This is a genomic window from Aeromonas sp. SrichE-2G, from assembly GCF_017939565.1.
Lineage (GTDB): Bacteria > Pseudomonadota > Gammaproteobacteria > Enterobacterales > Aeromonadaceae > Aeromonas > Aeromonas taiwanensis.
Window position 1 is genome coordinate 240,883 of the sequence record NZ_JAGKRG010000004.1, and the last position, 15,539, is coordinate 256,421.

17 protein-coding genes are annotated in these 15,539 nt (G+C 61.8%); 13 read left to right on the forward strand and 4 right to left on the reverse strand.

Annotated features, from left to right (window positions below; translation table 11 throughout):
* Positions 1-2 precede the first annotated feature (2 nt).
* Genes J9885_RS03180 through nqrM form a run of 7 tightly spaced genes read left to right on the forward strand, consistent with a single transcriptional unit; the run spans position 3 to position 5,753 of the window.
* Positions 3-1,232 (forward strand): NADH:ubiquinone reductase (Na(+)-transporting) subunit B, encoded by a 1,230-nt coding sequence (locus tag J9885_RS03180; protein WP_210548076.1) that lies wholly within the window; start codon positions 3-5, stop codon positions 1,230-1,232.
* The gene (locus tag J9885_RS03185; protein ID WP_210548077.1) at positions 1,222-2,010 is read left to right on the forward strand and encodes a Na(+)-translocating NADH-quinone reductase subunit C; all 789 of its coding nucleotides are present in this window, start codon (positions 1,222-1,224) and stop codon (positions 2,008-2,010) included. Before J9885_RS03180 ends, J9885_RS03185 begins: the two co-directional genes overlap by 11 nt.
* Positions 2,003-2,635, forward strand: coding sequence for an NADH:ubiquinone reductase (Na(+)-transporting) subunit D (locus tag J9885_RS03190; protein WP_005303545.1), 633 nt, complete (start codon positions 2,003-2,005; stop codon positions 2,633-2,635). Before J9885_RS03185 ends, J9885_RS03190 begins: the two co-directional genes overlap by 8 nt.
* A gap of 3 nt (positions 2,636-2,638) precedes the next feature.
* Positions 2,639-3,235: an NADH:ubiquinone reductase (Na(+)-transporting) subunit E gene (gene nqrE, locus J9885_RS03195; protein ID WP_005303538.1), complete on the forward strand. Its 597-nt coding sequence runs from the start codon at positions 2,639-2,641 to the stop codon at positions 3,233-3,235.
* Positions 3,236-3,252: 17 nt separating this feature from the next.
* A complete protein-coding gene (nqrF, locus tag J9885_RS03200) occupies positions 3,253-4,476 on the forward strand; it encodes an NADH:ubiquinone reductase (Na(+)-transporting) subunit F (protein ID WP_210548078.1) in 1,224 nt (407 codons plus the stop codon).
* Between the two features lie 3 nt (positions 4,477-4,479).
* Entirely contained in the window at positions 4,480-5,517 is a 1,038-nt protein-coding gene (locus J9885_RS03205; RefSeq protein WP_134696500.1) for an FAD:protein FMN transferase, read from the forward strand.
* An 11-nt stretch (positions 5,518-5,528) separates the two neighbouring features.
* The gene (gene nqrM / locus J9885_RS03210) at positions 5,529-5,753 is read left to right on the forward strand and encodes a (Na+)-NQR maturation NqrM (protein WP_043758642.1); all 225 of its coding nucleotides are present in this window, start codon (positions 5,529-5,531) and stop codon (positions 5,751-5,753) included.
* Positions 5,754-5,828: 75 nt separating this feature from the next.
* Here nqrM and J9885_RS03215 read toward each other — a convergent pair whose 3' ends face one another.
* Positions 5,829-6,041, reverse strand: coding sequence for a hypothetical protein (locus J9885_RS03215; protein ID WP_043758644.1), 213 nt, complete (start codon positions 6,039-6,041; stop codon positions 5,829-5,831).
* 190 nt (positions 6,042-6,231) lie between these two features.
* On the opposite strand from J9885_RS03215, the gene dinB reads away from it, so the two are divergent.
* The 6 genes from dinB to rlmM all read left to right on the forward strand — a co-directional run bounded on the left by dinB (position 6,232) and on the right by rlmM (position 12,873).
* Positions 6,232-7,284, forward strand: a complete 1,053-nt coding sequence (gene dinB, locus J9885_RS03220) for a DNA polymerase IV (RefSeq protein ID WP_134696498.1) — start codon at positions 6,232-6,234, stop codon at positions 7,282-7,284.
* 67 nt (positions 7,285-7,351) lie between these two features.
* Positions 7,352-9,487, forward strand: coding sequence for a methyl-accepting chemotaxis protein (locus tag J9885_RS03225; protein ID WP_210548079.1), 2,136 nt, complete (start codon positions 7,352-7,354; stop codon positions 9,485-9,487).
* A gap of 282 nt (positions 9,488-9,769) precedes the next feature.
* A complete protein-coding gene (locus J9885_RS03230; RefSeq protein WP_029313926.1) occupies positions 9,770-10,690 on the forward strand; it encodes a transcriptional regulator GcvA in 921 nt (306 codons plus the stop codon).
* Positions 10,691-10,720: 30 nt separating this feature from the next.
* Positions 10,721-11,356 (forward strand): alpha/beta fold hydrolase, encoded by a 636-nt coding sequence (locus tag J9885_RS03235; protein ID WP_043758653.1) that lies wholly within the window; start codon positions 10,721-10,723, stop codon positions 11,354-11,356.
* Between the two features lie 43 nt (positions 11,357-11,399).
* Entirely contained in the window at positions 11,400-11,786 is a 387-nt protein-coding gene (locus J9885_RS03240; RefSeq protein ID WP_210548080.1) for a DUF423 domain-containing protein, read from the forward strand.
* Entirely contained in the window at positions 11,779-12,873 is a 1,095-nt protein-coding gene (rlmM, locus tag J9885_RS03245) for a 23S rRNA (cytidine(2498)-2'-O)-methyltransferase RlmM (RefSeq protein ID WP_134696494.1), read from the forward strand. The genes J9885_RS03240 and rlmM overlap by 8 nt, the downstream gene beginning before the upstream one ends.
* Before the next feature lie 66 nt (positions 12,874-12,939).
* Here the strand turns inward: rlmM and J9885_RS03250 are convergent, their stop codons facing one another.
* The 3 genes from J9885_RS03250 to xni form a co-directional block, all read right to left on the reverse strand.
* On the reverse strand, positions 12,940-13,383 hold the full coding sequence (locus J9885_RS03250; protein WP_043807907.1) for a hypothetical protein: 444 nt from the start codon (positions 13,381-13,383) through the stop codon (positions 12,940-12,942).
* Between the two features lie 119 nt (positions 13,384-13,502).
* Positions 13,503-14,510: an isocitrate dehydrogenase gene (locus tag J9885_RS03255; RefSeq protein ID WP_210548081.1), complete on the reverse strand. Its 1,008-nt coding sequence runs from the start codon at positions 14,508-14,510 to the stop codon at positions 13,503-13,505.
* Positions 14,511-14,653: 143 nt separating this feature from the next.
* Positions 14,654-15,463: a flap endonuclease Xni gene (xni, locus tag J9885_RS03260; protein WP_210548082.1), complete on the reverse strand. Its 810-nt coding sequence runs from the start codon at positions 15,461-15,463 to the stop codon at positions 14,654-14,656.
* Positions 15,464-15,539 lie beyond the last annotated feature (76 nt).

The window sequence follows — 15,539 nt, forward strand, 5'->3', positions numbered from 1 at the left end:
CGATGAGTTTCAAGCAACTTCTTGAAAATATGGAACATCACTTCGAGCCGGGTGGCAAGTACGCCAAGTACTATGCCCTGTTCGAAGCGGCGTACACCCTGTTTTATACCCCGGGTTCCGTGACCCGCAATGCCGCCCACGTCCGTGATGCCATCGATCTGAAGCGCATGATGATCATGGTATGGCTGGCCGTGTTCCCAGCCATGTTCTGGGGCATGTACAACGTCGGCAACCAGTCCATCGCCGCCATCGCCCACCTGGGCAGCGCGGCCGGTGCCGATAGCTGGCAATACGCCCTGGCTACCCTGTTCGGTGCCTCCCTGGATCCGGCCGTGGCCGGTGTCGGCAGCAAGATGCTGATCGGTGCGGCGCACTTCTTCCCGATCTACATCACTGTCTTCATCGTCGGTGGTTTCTGGGAAGTGCTGTTCGCCATGGTGCGCAAGCACGAGATCAACGAAGGCTTCTTCGTGACCTCCATCCTGTTCGCCCTGATCGTGCCGCCCGAGCTGCCCCTGTGGCAAGCTGCCCTGGGTATCACCTTCGGCGTGGTGCTGGCCAAGGAAGTGTTCGGTGGTACCGGCAAGAACTTCCTGAACCCGGCGCTGGCGGGTCGTGCTTTCCTGTTCTTCGCCTACCCGGGTCAGATCTCCGGTGATGCGGTCTGGGTTGCCGTCGACGGCTTCTCCGGCGCAACTGCACTGAGCCAGTGGGCACAGGGCGGCCAGATGGCGCTGATCAACGGTGCCACCGGTGAAGCCATCAGCTGGATGGACGCCTTCCTCGGCAACCTGCCGGGCTCCATCGGCGAAGTCTCCACCCTGATGATCCTCATCGGTGCGGCCATGATCGTCTACATGCGTATCGCCTCCTGGCGCATCATCGCCGGCGTGATGGTGGGCATGGTTGCGACTTCCCTGCTGTTCAACGTCATCGGTTCCGACACCAACCCCATGTTCAACATGCCGTGGCACTGGCACCTGGTGCTGGGTGGCTTCGCCTTCGGTATGGCCTTCATGGCAACCGATCCGGTCTCCGCTGCCTTCACCAACAAGGGCAAGTGGTGGTATGGCGCCCTCATCGGCGTGATGGTCGTGCTGATCCGGGTGGTGAACCCCGCGTTCCCGGAAGGCATGATGCTGGCCATTCTGTTTGCCAACCTGTTTGCCCCCTTGTTTGACCATTTCGTGGCGCAGGCGAACATCAAGCGGAGGATCGCACGTGGCGTTTAATAAAGACTCTACTACCGGCACGCTTGCCGTAGTGACCGGTCTGTGTCTGGTCTGCTCCATCGTGGTCTCCGTGGCCGCCGTGGGTCTGCGTCCGGCCCAGCTGGAAAACAAGGCGCTGGACAAGCAAAGCAACATCCTGTCCGTCGCCGGCGTCGACGTCAGCACCGTGGCCAAGCGTGACCTGGCCAAGCTGTATGGCGACAAGATTGAAGCGCGTCTGGTGGATCTGGCCACCGGTGAGTTCGTTGACGGCGACGCCGACAACTTCGACACCAAGGTCGCTGCCAAGGATCCTGCCCAGAACATTCGTCTGGCTCCGGCCGACGACAAGGCAGGCCTGCGCCAGATCTCCAAGCTGGTCCCCGTGTTCTTCGCGAAAGATGCCGAGGGCAAGGTCGACAACATCATCCTGCCGATCTACGGCCAGGGTCTGTGGTCCACCATGTACGCCTTCGTGGCGGTCGCGGCCGACGGCCAGACCATCAAGGGCATCACCTACTACGATCACGGCGAAACCCCGGGTCTGGGTGGCGAGATCGAGAACCCGGCCTGGCGCGAGCTGTTCGTCGGCAAGAAGCTGTTCGACCAGAGCGGTCAGCCTGCGCTGCGGGTGATCAAGGGCCATGCTCCGGCTGGCTCCGAGCATGAAATCGACGGCCTGTCTGGTGCAACCCTGACCGGTAATGGTGTACAGCACACCTTCGACTTCTGGATGGGCCCCAAGGGCTTCGGTCCCTTCCTGGCCAAGGTACGTGCAGGAGAAATCAACAATGGCTGACAAGAGCGAAATGAAGAAGTTGCTGTTGACGCCTGTGCTCGGCAACAACCCCATCGCACTGCAGGTGCTGGGTGTCTGTTCCGCGCTGGCCGTTACCAGCCAGATGAAGACGGCGTTCGTGATGACGCTGGCCGTTACCGCGGTCACCGCCTTCTCGAACCTGTTCATCTCCCTGATCCGCAACCAGATCCCGAACAGCGTGCGGATCATCGCCCAGATGGCGGTGATTGCCTCGCTGGTTATCGTGGTTGACCAGGTGCTCAAGGCGTATGCCTACGACATCTCCAAGCAACTGTCGGTGTTCGTCGGCCTCATCATCACCAACTGTATCGTGATGGGCCGTGCCGAAGCCTACGCCATGAAGAGTGCCCCGCTGCCCTCCTTCCTGGACGGTATCGGCAACGGTCTGGGGTATGGCGCCGTGCTGCTGACCGTGGCCACCGTGCGTGAAATCCTGGGCTCCGGCACCTGGTTCGGCATCGAACTGCTGCCGCTGGTGAACAATGGTGGCTGGTATGTGCCGAACGGCCTGCTGCTGCTGCCGCCGAGTGCGTTCTTCATCATTGGTCTGATCATCTGGGGCGTGCGCACCAAGGATCCCAAGCAGGTGGAGGCGAAGGATTAAGGTATGGAACACTATATCAGTCTGTTGATTCGCTCGATCTTCATCGAGAACCTGGCGCTCTCCTTCTTCCTGGGGATGTGTACCTTCCTGGCGGTGTCCAAGAAGGTCAAGACTGCCATGGGCCTGGGGATTGCCGTTATCGTGGTTCAGACCGTTGCCGTCCCGGCCAACAACCTGATCTACAACTACGTGCTCAAAGACGGTGCCCTGGTCTCCGGCCTGGATCTCAGTTTCCTGAGCTTCATCACCTTCATCGGGGTGATTGCGGCCCTGGTGCAGATCCTGGAGATGGCGCTGGACAAGTACTTCCCGGCTCTCTACAACGCCCTCGGTATCTTCCTGCCGCTCATCACCGTGAACTGCGCCATCTTCGGTGGCGTCTCCTTCATGGTGCAGCGTGACTACAACTTTGTTGAGTCCGTGGTCTATGGCGTGGGTTCGGGTGCAGGCTGGATGCTGGCCATCGTTGCGATGGCAGGGATCCGCGAGAAGATGAAGTACTCCGATGTTCCGGAAGGCCTGCGTGGCCTCGGCATCACCTTCATCACCGCGGGTCTGATGGCGCTGGGCTTCATGTCCTTCTCTGGTATTTCCCTGTAATCGGAAAGGAAATATAGATGGAAATTATTCTGGGTGTGGTCATGTTCACCGTGATCCTGCTGGCCTTGGTGGCAGTCATTCTGTTCGCCAAGTCCAAGCTGGTGACCGCCGGTGACGTGACAATCAGCATCAACGGCGACCCGGCCAAGGCTGTGACCAGCCCGGCGGGTGGCAAGCTGCTCGGCGTGCTCGCCGGCAGCGGTATCTTCGTCTCCTCCGCCTGCGGCGGCGGCGGCTCCTGTGGTCAGTGCAAGGTGCGCGTGAAAGCCGGCGGCGGCGACATCCTGCCGACCGAACTGGATCACATCAGCAAGGGCGAAGCCCGTCACGGCGAGCGTCTGGCTTGCCAGGTGACCGTCCGTTCCGACATGGACATCGAGCTGCCGGAAGAGATCTTCGGCGTGAAGAAGTGGGACTGTACCGTCATTTCCAATGACAACAAGGCCACCTTCATCAAGGAGCTCAAGCTGCAGATCCCCGATGGCGAGAGCGTGCCGTTCCGCGCCGGTGGTTATATCCAGATCGAAGCCCCTGCCCACCACGTGCAGTACAAGAACTTCGATATTCCCGAGGAGTATCGCGGTGACTGGGATCGCTTCAAGATCTTCGAGCTGGAGTCCAAGGTCAACGAGCCGATCATCCGTGCCTACTCCATGGCGAACTATCCGGAAGAGTTCGGCATCATCATGCTGAACGTGCGGATCGCGACCCCGCCGCCCAGCAACTGGACTGCCCCTCCCGGCCAGATGTCTTCCTACATCTTCAGCCTGAAGGCGGGTGACAAGGTGACCATCTCCGGTCCGTTCGGCGAGTTCTTCGCCAAGGACACGGACGCCGAAATGGTGTTCATCGGCGGTGGTGCGGGCATGGCGCCGATGCGCTCCCACATCTTCGACCAGCTGCGCCGTCTGAAGACCAAGCGCAAGATGAGCTTCTGGTACGGTGCCCGTTCCAAGCGCGAGATGTTCTATGTCGAAGACTTCGACATGCTGGCCGCCGAGAACGACAACTTCCAGTGGCACGTCGCCCTGTCCGATCCGCAACCGGAAGACAACTGGGATGGCTACACCGGCTTCATCCACAACGTGCTGTTCGAGAACTACCTCAAGAGCCACGAGGCGCCTGAGGATTGCGAGTTCTACATGTGCGGACCTCCCGTGATGAACGCCGCCGTCATCAACATGCTGAAAAACCTCGGCGTTGAAGACGAGAACATCCTGCTGGATGACTTCGGTGGTTAATCCATGCACAGCGTTGTAAAGACCTGGCTAGCCTTCGGGCTAGCCTTTTTCTTGACTGGGTGCGGTCAGGAAACGGTCCAATCCAAGCCGGAGATCCACATCACCGGCAGCACCATGGGTACCTACTACTCCATCAAGGTGGCGGATGACGCCGTCAAGGATGGGGCCAAGCTGCAGGCCGAAGTCGATGTGCTGCTGGAGCGGGTCAACGATCAGATGTCGACCTACAGGCCCGACTCCGAGCTGTCGCGTTTCAACCAGCACAAGGATTCGACCCCTGTGGTGGTCTCCCGCGATACCGCGCGGGTGGTGACCGAGGCCATTCACATTGGCCGCGAGAGCCGGGGGGCGCTGGACGTCACCGTCGGTCCCCTGGTCAATCTGTGGGGCTTTGGGCCGGACGCAAAACCGACCAAGGTACCGAGCGATGAGCTGATCGCCCAGACCCGGCAGAAAACGGGCCTTGGCAATCTGCATGTGATAACCTCTGTCGACGCCGATACCCTGCAAAAGGACATCCCGGATCTTTACGTGGATCTCTCCGCCATTGCCAAGGGTTTCGGGGTGGACAAGGTGGCCGAATACCTGGAGTCCCAGGGGGCGCGCAACTATCTGGTGGAGATCGGCGGCGAGCTGCGGATCAACGGCGTCAACGGCAAGGGGCATCCCTGGCGCGTGGCCATCGAGAAGCCCACCGCCAATGCCGGCACTGTGCAGGAAGTGATAGTTCCGGGTGACAACGGCGTGGCCACCTCGGGGGACTATCGCAACTACTACGAGCTGGATGGCAAGCGCTTCTCCCACACCATGGATCCGCTGACGGGCAAGCCCATCACCCACCGCCTGGTGTCGGTGACCGTCATCCACCCCTCCTGCATGACCGCAGACGGGCTGGCGACCGTGTTCATGGTCATGGGCACGGAGAAGAGCCTGGCCTATGCCAAGGAGCGGGGATTGGCTATCTTCACCATCACCAAGACGGACGACGGTTTTGAAGAGGCGTATTCGGATGCCTTCAAACCTTATCTGGTCAAGAAGTAAGGGGTAACGACATGCAGATCTTTCTGATCACCTTCGGGGTGTTTCTGATGGTCGTGGTGGCCATGGCCATCGGCTACATCTTCCAGCGCAAATCCATCTCCGGATCCTGCGGGGGCCTCGGCACCATAGGTATCGAAAAGGAGTGCGATTGCCCTGAGCCTTGCGACAACCGCAAGAAGAAGATGGCCAAGGAAGAGGCCCGTCGCAAGATGCTGGTGGATAACCGCATCATCTGACGGCACGCATCTGCCCCGGCAGGAACATCCCGTGCAAGCGAGCCGACCCTGGGTCGGCTCGCTTTTATATGGCGTTCAGTAATCGTATTGACCGCACGCCTTCTTCTTGAACTCCGCCTTCCTCTTCGCCAGCTCCTCCCTGGTGCCCAGTTCATCTCCCTGCCTGATGGCGGTTTCCAGTATCTCGATGCGCTCGTACAACCAGCTGCACTCGGCCGTCGGGTGATCCTTGGCCATGGTCGCCAGTGGCAACAACAGCAGGCAGAGCCCCGCCCGGATGATGCTCATGCTCTCCTCCTTGAGTCTCGTGTGGATGTGGCCCTGAGAGTCTATGCCGCCGCGTCCGCTCGCAGACTGGTAGAAATGACAGGGCTGGGGTAGCATGAGTCAACAAACTGGTTATCCATACAGTGGTGTCGCCGGCAGGCCGCCCCGCCCGTGGCCATATGGCCGGCATCGACACGACAACAGACCCGACATGCGAAAGATCATTCACATCGACATGGACTGCTTCTTCGCCGCGGTGGAGATGCGGGACAACCCGGCCCTGCGGGACGTGCCGCTCGCCATCGGCGGCGCCGCCGATCGGCGCGGCGTCATCTCGACCTGCAACTATGTGGCGCGCCGTTTCGGGGTGCGCTCCGCCATGCCGAGCGCCCTGGCCAGGAAGCTCTGCCCCCCGCTGGTGTTGATCCCCGGGCGGATGGCCGTTTACAAGGAGACTTCCCGCCAGCTGCAAGCCATCTTTAGGCGCTACACCGAGCAGGTGGAGCCGCTCTCTCTCGATGAGGCCTACCTCGATGTGACGATGAGCCCCCACTGCGGCGGCAGCGCCACCCTGATGGCGACGGAGATCCGCGCCGCGATCAACGCCGAGCTGGGGTTGACCGCCTCGGCCGGGGTGGCCCCGAACAAGTTCCTGGCCAAGCTCGCCTCCGAGCAGCGCAAGCCGGACGGCCTGTTCGTGATACGGCCCCGGGAGGTGGACGAGTTCGTGCGCCAGCTCCCCCTCGGCAAGCTGCCCGGGGTCGGTCGCAAGACGGCGGATCGACTGGAGTCCCTCGGGCTTTACTCCTGCGAGGATGCGCGCCAGCTCGGCAACGAGGAGCTGATCGCCCGTTTCGGCAAGCTCGGGGAGATGCTGGCCGGCCGCATCTGGGGCCACGACGAGCAGCCGGTGCAGGCCCAGCGGGTGCGCAAGACCATAGGCGTGGAGACCACGCTCGCCAGCGACGTGCTGGACGAGGCAGCCTGCTGGGAGGTACTGAGCCGGCTCATCCCCGAGCTGGAGCTGCGTTTTGCCAAGGCCTGCCCGGCGGAGATGCTGATGGGGCAGGGGATCAAGCTCAAGTTTGCCGACTTTCATCAAACCACCGTCTACCGCAAGGGCAGCTATCAGGCCGTTCGCTTCCACGATCTGTTGCACGAGGGGCTGCAACGGGCTCAAGGAAAACCCATCCGTCTGCTGGGTCTGGTGGTCGGTCTGCCCGGGACCGGGGAAATTAATCAACTGAGCCTGGATCTGAGTTGATTTAGTTAAGTTTTTGTATCCAAAACCGATACAGTGTTCACCTCCGTAAACGATAGGAAATCGTGGCATGAGTTCTCTTTCCGTTCAGGGGCGGATCACCCTGATTGCCGGTTGCTGCCTCCTGGCCAGTGCCGCCGCACTGGTTGCCTCCTCTCTCTTCAACGCAGCCCGCATGCAGGAGCAGGTGCTCACCTCCACCACCCTTGAGGGACAACACGCGGCAGAAAACTGGATGCAGGCCATAGGCGCCACCCAGGCGGCCAGGGTGACCAGCTACCTCGACGAGGCCTACTTCAGGGCCAGCCTCTTGGCAGAGAGCATACTGTTCCAGCGCAAGAACGCGGCAGACAACTTCGTTCACTCCGAGGCGCTGCGCAATGCGGTGAACCAGCAGCTGCAGGATGCGGCAGAGTCGTCGACCAACCTGCTCGGCGTCTATGCGGTGTTCGAGCCGAACCAGCTCGACGGGGAGGATGACAACTACCAGGGATCGACGGCGCTCGGGGCCAACGACAAGGGGCGTTTCTCCAGCTATTGGGCCAGGGTCGATGGCAAGGTGACCCTGGAGGTGATGGACGAGGCGATGCTGGCCGACGACAAGCCATCCGAGCACGGCAGCCCGAACAACGAGTGGTACGGTTGCAGCGTGCGCAGCAAGGCGCTCTGCCTGCTGGAACCCTATGTGGATGACGTGGGCAACCAGCAGGTGCTGATGACGTCGGTGACCGTCCCCATGCTGGAGGAGGGGAACCTGCTCGGCATGGTCGGGGTGGACATCTCTCTCGCCACGTTGCAGAGCCTGGTGGAGGAGATGGACAAGACGCTCTATCAGGGGCAGGGCAAGGTGCTCCTGCTCAGCAGCGAGGGACGGGTGGCCGGCGTGCAGGGCTTCAAGGTCGAGCTCGGCAACCTGCTGGAGCAGCAGAACCTGGCGCAGGATCTCAAAGGCTGGCTCGCCAGGGGGGAGGTGGCGACCCGCTGGAGCCCGGACGGTGCCCTGCTGCAGACGTTCGTGCCGGTGAGCATGCGCGGCACGGATCGCAAGTGGGGCATCTACGTCGAACTGCCCCGCGCCGTGGTGCTGGCATCGGCCTTGCAGCTGCAAGGGGAGCTGGAGGATCAGTCCCAGCGCAGCGTAGCCACCCAGCTCCTCATTGGTGGGGGGATCTCGGCCTTCGCCCTGCTCTGCATCTGGCTGATGGCGCAGCGTATCGTTGCACCGATCCGCACCGTGGTGGCCCGCCTCAAGGACATCGCCAGCGGCGAGGGGGATCTGACCCAGCGCATCGTGCTGCAGCGGGATGACGAGATAGGCGAGCTGGCCAAGTGGTTCAACAACTTCCTGGACAAGCTGCAATCCACCATCAGCCAGGTGATCGACACAGTGTCCGGCACCCGGGCCAGTGCCGTCCTGGCGGCCCAGGGGGCTGAGCGAACCAGCGCCGGCATGCAGTCCCAGTATCAGGAGGTGGACCTGGTGGCGACGGCGTTCGAGGAGCTGAGCGCCACCGCCCTGCAGGTGGCCGGCAACGCCAATTCGGCGGTGAGTGCGGCCAACGAGGCGGACATGGCAGCACAGGAGGGCAAGGCCGTGGTGGCGCAGACGCAGGAGGCCATGTCGAAACTGATGACGGTGATCAGCGACGCAAAACCTGTGGTGGAGCACCTGGCCGCCAACAGCGACAACATCAACGACATCCTGGTGGTGATCCAGGGGATCGCCGAGCAGACCAATCTGCTGGCACTCAATGCCGCCATCGAGGCGGCGCGGGCGGGCGAGCAGGGACGCGGCTTCGCCGTGGTGGCGGACGAGGTGCGCAACCTGGCGGGCCGCACCCAGAACGCCATCGTCGAGATCCAGAGCCTCATCGGCCAGCTGCAGTCGGGGACGGAGGCGGTGGTGAAGGCGATCCTGACCGGCCACAGCCAGGCGGATGTGACCCTCACCAAGGTGGAGCAGTCAGTCCGCGTGCTGGAGCAGATCATCCAGGCGGTCGGCACCATTCACCAGATGAACGAGCAGATTGCGAGGGCCGCACAGGAGCAGAGCGGGGTGGCGGACGAGATCAACCGCAACGTCAGCAATATCCGTGACGTGAGCCACACCATCAGGGCGGAGGCGGCCACCTCCGCCGACAACGGACGGGAGCTGTCGCAGCTGGCGGACAAACAGCAGCAGCTGGTGGGGCAGTTCCGGGTGTAGACATAAGAAAAAAGGCGCCATCCAAGGGGAGGCGCCAAACACATTCAGATGACAGACTGGGTTAAATCGCACTGATTTAGCCCTTCTTCCCGCAGAGGAAGAAACACAACACCACAATCTTTGTCGACTCACTCACAAAAACCACATGTAAACCAACATGGAAGAAAAGGTGTGAGCCATATGACAACGAATTGCAGGGCGAATTATGTTTATTCACTGGTCGACCCGCAACCGACAATTTATAATGCGCCCCATTAGAAAAATTCATCGTCGGCCGATTCCATGTCTCGTCGTTTACCCCCGCTCAATGCCCTGAAAGCGTTTGAAGCCGCGGCTCGTCACTTGAGCTTTACCCGTGCAGCAGAAGAGCTGTTCGTGACCCAGGCCGCCATCAGCCACCAGATCAAGGCGCTGGAAGAGTACCTCGGCATCAAGCTGTTTCGCCGCAAGAACCGCTCCCTGCTGCTGACCGAGGAGGGACAGAGCTACTTCCTCGACATCAAGGACATATTCGCCTCCATCTCGGAGGCGACCGACAAGCTGCTGGCCCGCAGCGCCAAGGGGGCGCTTACCGTCTCCCTGCAGCCGAGTTTCGCCATCCAGTGGCTGGTGCCCAGGCTGGTGAAATTCAGCGAGCGCCACCCCGACATCGACGTGCGGATCAAGGCGGTGGACATGGACGAGGGGTCGCTGACCGACGACGTGGACGTGGCCATCTACTATGGCCGTGGCAACTGGCCGGGCCTGCGCTCGGACAAGCTGCACACCGAATACCTGATCCCGGTCTGCTCGCCCTTGCTGCTGACGGGCCCCAAGCCGCTGCGCACCCCGGACGATCTGACCCGCCACACCCTGTTGCACGACACCTCCCGACGCGACTGGAAGGCCTGGTTCCGCCAGCTCGATATCGATGCCCCCAACGTCAACCAGGGGCCCATCTTCAGCCACTCCACCATGGTGATCCAGGCGGCGATCCACGGCCAGGGGGTGGCGCTGGGCCACAGCGTGCTGGCCCAGCCCGAGATCGAGGCCGGGCGCCTCATCTGTCCGTTCGAGCAGGTACTGGTGAGCAAGAACGCCTTCTATCTGGTGTGCCAGGAGCAGCAGTCCGATCAGGGCAAGATAGTGGCCTTCCGCGACTGGATGCTGGAGCTGGTGGAGCAGGAGGAGGCGCGCCGCCGGGCCCGTCTCGCGGATGCCTGACGGGCAACGCCACTGTCGAGGGAGAATTGGATGAGTGACCTGACAAGAGAGGGGGCGAGCGACGCCCCCGTTCGCATTCTGCTGGCCCACGGCGCGGGAGCGGGCATGGAGCACGCCTTTCTCGCCGAGCTGTCGCGCCTGCTGGCGGGGCCGGACATCGAGGTAGTGCGTTTCAATTTCCCCTACATGAGCAAGCGGGCACAGGATGGCAAGCGCCGTCCGCCGGACCGGCAGCCCGTGCTGCTCGCGCACTGGCGCGAGATGGTGCGGGAGTTTGCCCATCCCAGGCTGTTTCTGGCGGGCAAATCCATGGGAGGGCGGATGGCGGCCGAGCTGTTTCAGGACGGGGACGGCGAGATGAATGCTGCAGGATTGATCGTTCTCGGGTATCCTTTCCACCCCCCGGCCAAGCCCGAGCGCTGGCGAGGGGAGGTGCTCAAGCAGATCACGACGCCCACCCTGCTGCTGCAGGGGGAGCGCGATACCTTCGGTTCTCGCGCCGAACTGGCCGATTTCCCCTTCTCACCCGCTGTATCGGTCCACTGGCTGACCGATGGGGATCATGGTTTCAAGCCGAGGAAGGCGAGCGGCCTGAGTGAGCAGGAAAACCTGCGTCTGGCCGCAGAGCGGATCAAGGGCTTTGTCGCGGCGACGGGCCACTCCTGATGCAGGCTGGCGAGTCGCGGCGAGAAGAGAGCAAGGAGAGAGGATGCAGATCCATCGACATTGGCTGGTGCTGGCGGGCTTCTTCGGTCTGACGGCCACCATGCTGGGGGCCTATGGCGCCCACGGACTGGCGGCGACCGGTATCGCCCCCGCGCTGCTGGCGGCGTTCAATACCGCCGTGCAGTATCAGTTTTTCCACGCCCTGGCCCTGTTGGTGCTGGGGTGGTGCGGCGTGCGCAGCAAGGTGATTACCTTCGCGGGCACTGCCTTTGTGCTGGGGATCCTGGGGTTCTCCGGCAGTATTTATGCCATGGTGCTGCTTGGCAGCAAGGGGCTGGGGCTTGTTACCCCGGCCGGTGGCCTCTGTTTTATGTTGGGATGGGCAGCCCTGATCTGGGCTGGCTGTCGTCTTGGAGGAAAAAATGAATAATCTGCTGCTTTATTGCCGCCCGGGTTTTGAGAAAGAGGCGGCGGCAGAGATCACCGAGCGCGCCAGCAACATGCAGTGCTACGGTTTTGCCCGGGTCAAGGACGACAGCGGTTATGTGCTCTTCGAACTGTATGACGAGGAGCAGGCCGACCTGCTCGCTCGCAAGCTGCCGTTCCGGGAGCTCATCTTCATCCGCCAGATGCTGGTGGTGACCTGCGAGCTGAAGGATCTCGATCTCTCGGATCGGGTCACTCCCATTCTGGAGGCGGCCCGGGACTACGCCATCTGCGGCGATCTGCGGGTGGAGACGGCCGATACCAACGAGGCGAAGGAGCTCTCCGCCTTCTGCCGCAAGTTCACCGTGCCGCTGCGTCAGGCGCTGCGCAGCAACGAGATCCTGACCAAGAAGGAGACGCCGCATCGCCCGGTGTTCCACGCCTTCTTCCTGGCCAATGATCATGTGATGCTGGGTTACTCCTACTCCTTCAACAACTCCGCCTTCCACATGGGGATCCCGCGTCTGCGCTTCCCGGCGGACGCCCCGAGCCGCTCCAGCCTCAAGCTGGAAGAGGCCTTCTATGTCTTCGTGCCGCGGGAAGAGTGGGACTTGCGCCTCTGCTCCGGCCTGAAGGCGGTGGATCTCGGGGCCTGCCCCGGCGGCTGGACCTATCAGCTGGTGCGCCGCGGCATGATGGTGACCGCCGTGGACAACGGCATGATGGCCCAGTCCCTGATGGATACCGGCCAGGTCAAGCACATCCGTGACGACGGCTTCGTCTGGCGGCCGAGCAAGAAGAACACCTACTGGCTGGTGTGCGACATGGTGGACAAGCCGGCACGGGTGACCCACATGGTCGCCGACTGGTTCCGGGAGAACGACTGCCAGGAGGCCATGTTCAACCTCAAGCTGCCGATGAAGAAGCGTTACGCCGAGGCGGTGCACAACATCGAGGTGCTGCGGGAGATGCTCAGGGAGATCGACAACAGCTTCGTGATCCAGGCCAAGCAGCTCTACCATGACCGCGAAGAGATCACGGTGCATGTCTTCAACAAGTACTGGGTCTCCAAGCTGACGCCCAAGGCCTGATGTTGCGAATGTGCTCCTGAACAAAAAACCGGACGGCAACGTCCGGTTTTTTTGTGGGCGATGCCCTCAGAAGCGGTAGTCAAAGCGCATCATGGACTCGTCATCGGTGATCTTGACCTCGATCTGGAGGGGAATGGTCTTGTCGGTGGGATTGAACTGCATCTTGACGCCATCGCCCCGCAACTTGACCGAGGTATTGATGCCACCGGCATTGAACTTGATCCTGGGTCTTTGCTTCTCGAAGGAGAGGCTGACGCTCTTCTCGGCGGTCAGGTTCAACTTCTGGTAGGCGCTGATCTGCTTGCCGCCATTGCTGTCGGTGATGATGTCCACGCCCAGGGAGAGCGGCTTGGGCGTCTTGAGCAGATCGTTGGTATCCAGGGTGGACTGCCAGGTCTGCTTGGCCGGTTGTTCATGCTGGGGTGGCGGTGTCAGCCAGGCGTTCTCGATGGGCCTGTCTAATGCCAGGGTACTGCTGCTGACGATCAGCAAGATGAAAGTAGCACGCATAGTGGATCTCCTTATCCCTCCTAAGAACATAGTATTCATCTGGCGAGGGAGGAAGGCGGATCCGGCATAAAACAAAGGGAGCCGAAGCTCCCTTTTTAAATCAATTGGTTAGACCTGTTTTACAGACGTTCTATGATGGCCTGGGTGAATTCGCTGGTGGACGCGGAGCCCCCTAGATCCCGGGTCACCCGATCACCGGATTCGATGGTCGCGCGGACCGCCTCGCGAATGCGCTCGGCCTTGTCCTGCATGCCCAGGTACTCCAGCATCTGGATGGAGGCGAGGATCACCGAGGTGGGGTTGGCGATGTTCTTGCCAGCGATGTCCGGTGCAGAGCCGTGCACCGCTTCGAAGATGGCGGCGCCATCCCCGATGTTGGCACCCGGGGCCATGCCCAGACCGCCTACCAGGCCGGCGCACAGATCCGAGAGGATGTCGCCGAACAGGTTGGTGGTGACCATCACATCGAAGCGCTCAGGGTACATCACCAGATTCATGCAGGCGGCGTCGACGATCATCTCTTCGCTCTGGATGTCCGGGTAGCGGGCCGCGATCTCGCGAGCCACTTCCAGGAACAGGCCTGAGGTGGATTTGAGGATGTTGGCCTTGTGGATGATGGTGACCTTCTTGCGTCCCTCCTGGCGGGCCAGCTCGAAGGCGAAGGTGACGATGCGTGCAGCCCCTTCCCGGGTGATGATGCTCATCGCCTCGGCGCTCTGGTTGTCGTCGCTGCGCTTTTGTCCGGCACCGGAGTACATCCCTTCGGTGTTCTCGCGCACCGTGATGATGTCGATGTTCTCGTAGCGGCTCTTGGTGCCCTTGAAGGAAAGCACGGGGCGCACGTTGGCGTAGAGGTTGAACTTCTTGCGCAGGGATACGTTGATGGAGGTGAAGCCGCCGCCGACCGGGGTGGTGAGCGGGCCCTTCAGGCTGACCTTGTTCTTCTCAATCAGGTCCAGCGTGGCCTGGGGCAGCAGCTCGCCGTGCTTCTCCAGCGCCACCAGACCGGCGTCTGCATATTCGTATTCGAAATCACAACCGGCGTGGGTCAGGATCTGGATGGCGGATTCGATGATGCTGGGGCCGATGCCGTCGCCCGGGATGACGGTAATTTTTCTTTTTGACATGAGACGTATCCACTTCTAGGGAACAGAGGGAGAGGATTCGGCGGATTTATACCATTTTTGCATCACTTCCTCCATGTTTCTTTACATATATCCCATTTATGTCAACAGGTACGGCCTCCCACTGTGCCATGGCGTGCTGGGGATCACGCCTGTGCACCGGCGTCGGGCGGATAGCGGATCTCCTTGAGGTTGAACCCAAGAGGAATGTCACGCTGCAGTTGCACCAGCCGCCGGGCCAGCAGGGCCTCTTCCTTGTGCTGGCGCAACTTGAGCAGGGGCCTGGCGGCATCCTCCTGCTCGCAGGCGGTCAGCATGGCGGCCAGGTCCCCGTATTGCAGCAACAGCTGGGTGGCAGTCTTGGGGCCTATGCCCGGCACGCCCCTGATGTTGGAGCCGCCGATGCCGGTCAGGGCCCAGAAGTCCACGAGCTGCGCCGGGGCGACGCCGTACTGCTGCTGCACGAAGGCGGCGTCCAGCCAGCGCTTGTTGAAGTAGTCGCGGATCCGGATCTGCGGGCAGATGAGCTGGCAGAAGCCCTTGTCGGTGGAGATGATGGTCGCTCTGCCCCCATGCTGGGCAAGGCCGCTGGCCAGGGTGGCGATAAGATCGTCCGCCTCGTCGGTCTGGGAGAGCAGGGCATCGACGCCACACTCCCAGAAGGCATCCTGCAGATCGGCCAGTCCCTCTCTCAGCTCGTCCGGCATGGGCGTACGCCCCTCCTTGTAGGCCGGATAGACCTCCTTGCGCCAGCTGTGCACCTCGGTGCCACTCTCTCCGTCAAAGACCGCGATGGCGTGGGTCGGCTCGCTGCTGGCCAGCAGCTTTCTGGTGGTGTTGATGAGGTTGGCGCGGGTGGCGATCAGAGCCTGGGCCGGAGTCAGCCCTTGCTGGTTCTGCACCGCGTGCAGGCGGCGGATGAGGTTGAGGGCATCGATGATGAGCAGGTGTGGCATGGGGCATTCTCGGGCGTCGGGGGGCTCATTGTAACAAGGGATGGACGCCATGCTAACCCTGCTGGGAGGAAGGGGC

Coding starts and splice junctions, on each gene's coding strand:
- J9885_RS03180 (WP_210548076.1), top strand. CDS start 3: ATGAGTTTCAAGCAACTTCTTGAAAATATGGAACATCACTTCGAGCCG.
- J9885_RS03190 (WP_005303545.1), top strand. CDS start 2,003: ATGGCTGACAAGAGCGAAATGAAGAAGTTGCTGTTGACGCCTGTGCTC.
- nqrE (WP_005303538.1), top strand. CDS start 2,639: ATGGAACACTATATCAGTCTGTTGATTCGCTCGATCTTCATCGAGAAC.
- nqrF (WP_210548078.1), top strand. CDS start 3,253: ATGGAAATTATTCTGGGTGTGGTCATGTTCACCGTGATCCTGCTGGCC.
- J9885_RS03205 (WP_134696500.1), top strand. CDS start 4,480: ATGCACAGCGTTGTAAAGACCTGGCTAGCCTTCGGGCTAGCCTTTTTC.
- nqrM (WP_043758642.1), top strand. CDS start 5,529: ATGCAGATCTTTCTGATCACCTTCGGGGTGTTTCTGATGGTCGTGGTG.
- J9885_RS03215 (WP_043758644.1), bottom strand. CDS start 6,041: ATGAGCATCATCCGGGCGGGGCTCTGCCTGCTGTTGTTGCCACTGGCG.
- dinB (WP_134696498.1), top strand. CDS start 6,232: ATGCGAAAGATCATTCACATCGACATGGACTGCTTCTTCGCCGCGGTG.
- J9885_RS03225 (WP_210548079.1), top strand. CDS start 7,352: ATGAGTTCTCTTTCCGTTCAGGGGCGGATCACCCTGATTGCCGGTTGC.
- J9885_RS03230 (WP_029313926.1), top strand. CDS start 9,770: ATGTCTCGTCGTTTACCCCCGCTCAATGCCCTGAAAGCGTTTGAAGCC.
- J9885_RS03235 (WP_043758653.1), top strand. CDS start 10,721: ATGAGTGACCTGACAAGAGAGGGGGCGAGCGACGCCCCCGTTCGCATT.
- J9885_RS03240 (WP_210548080.1), top strand. CDS start 11,400: ATGCAGATCCATCGACATTGGCTGGTGCTGGCGGGCTTCTTCGGTCTG.
- rlmM (WP_134696494.1), top strand. CDS start 11,779: ATGAATAATCTGCTGCTTTATTGCCGCCCGGGTTTTGAGAAAGAGGCG.
- J9885_RS03250 (WP_043807907.1), bottom strand. CDS start 13,383: ATGCGTGCTACTTTCATCTTGCTGATCGTCAGCAGCAGTACCCTGGCA.
- J9885_RS03255 (WP_210548081.1), bottom strand. CDS start 14,510: ATGTCAAAAAGAAAAATTACCGTCATCCCGGGCGACGGCATCGGCCCC.
- xni (WP_210548082.1), bottom strand. CDS start 15,463: ATGCCACACCTGCTCATCATCGATGCCCTCAACCTCATCCGCCGCCTG.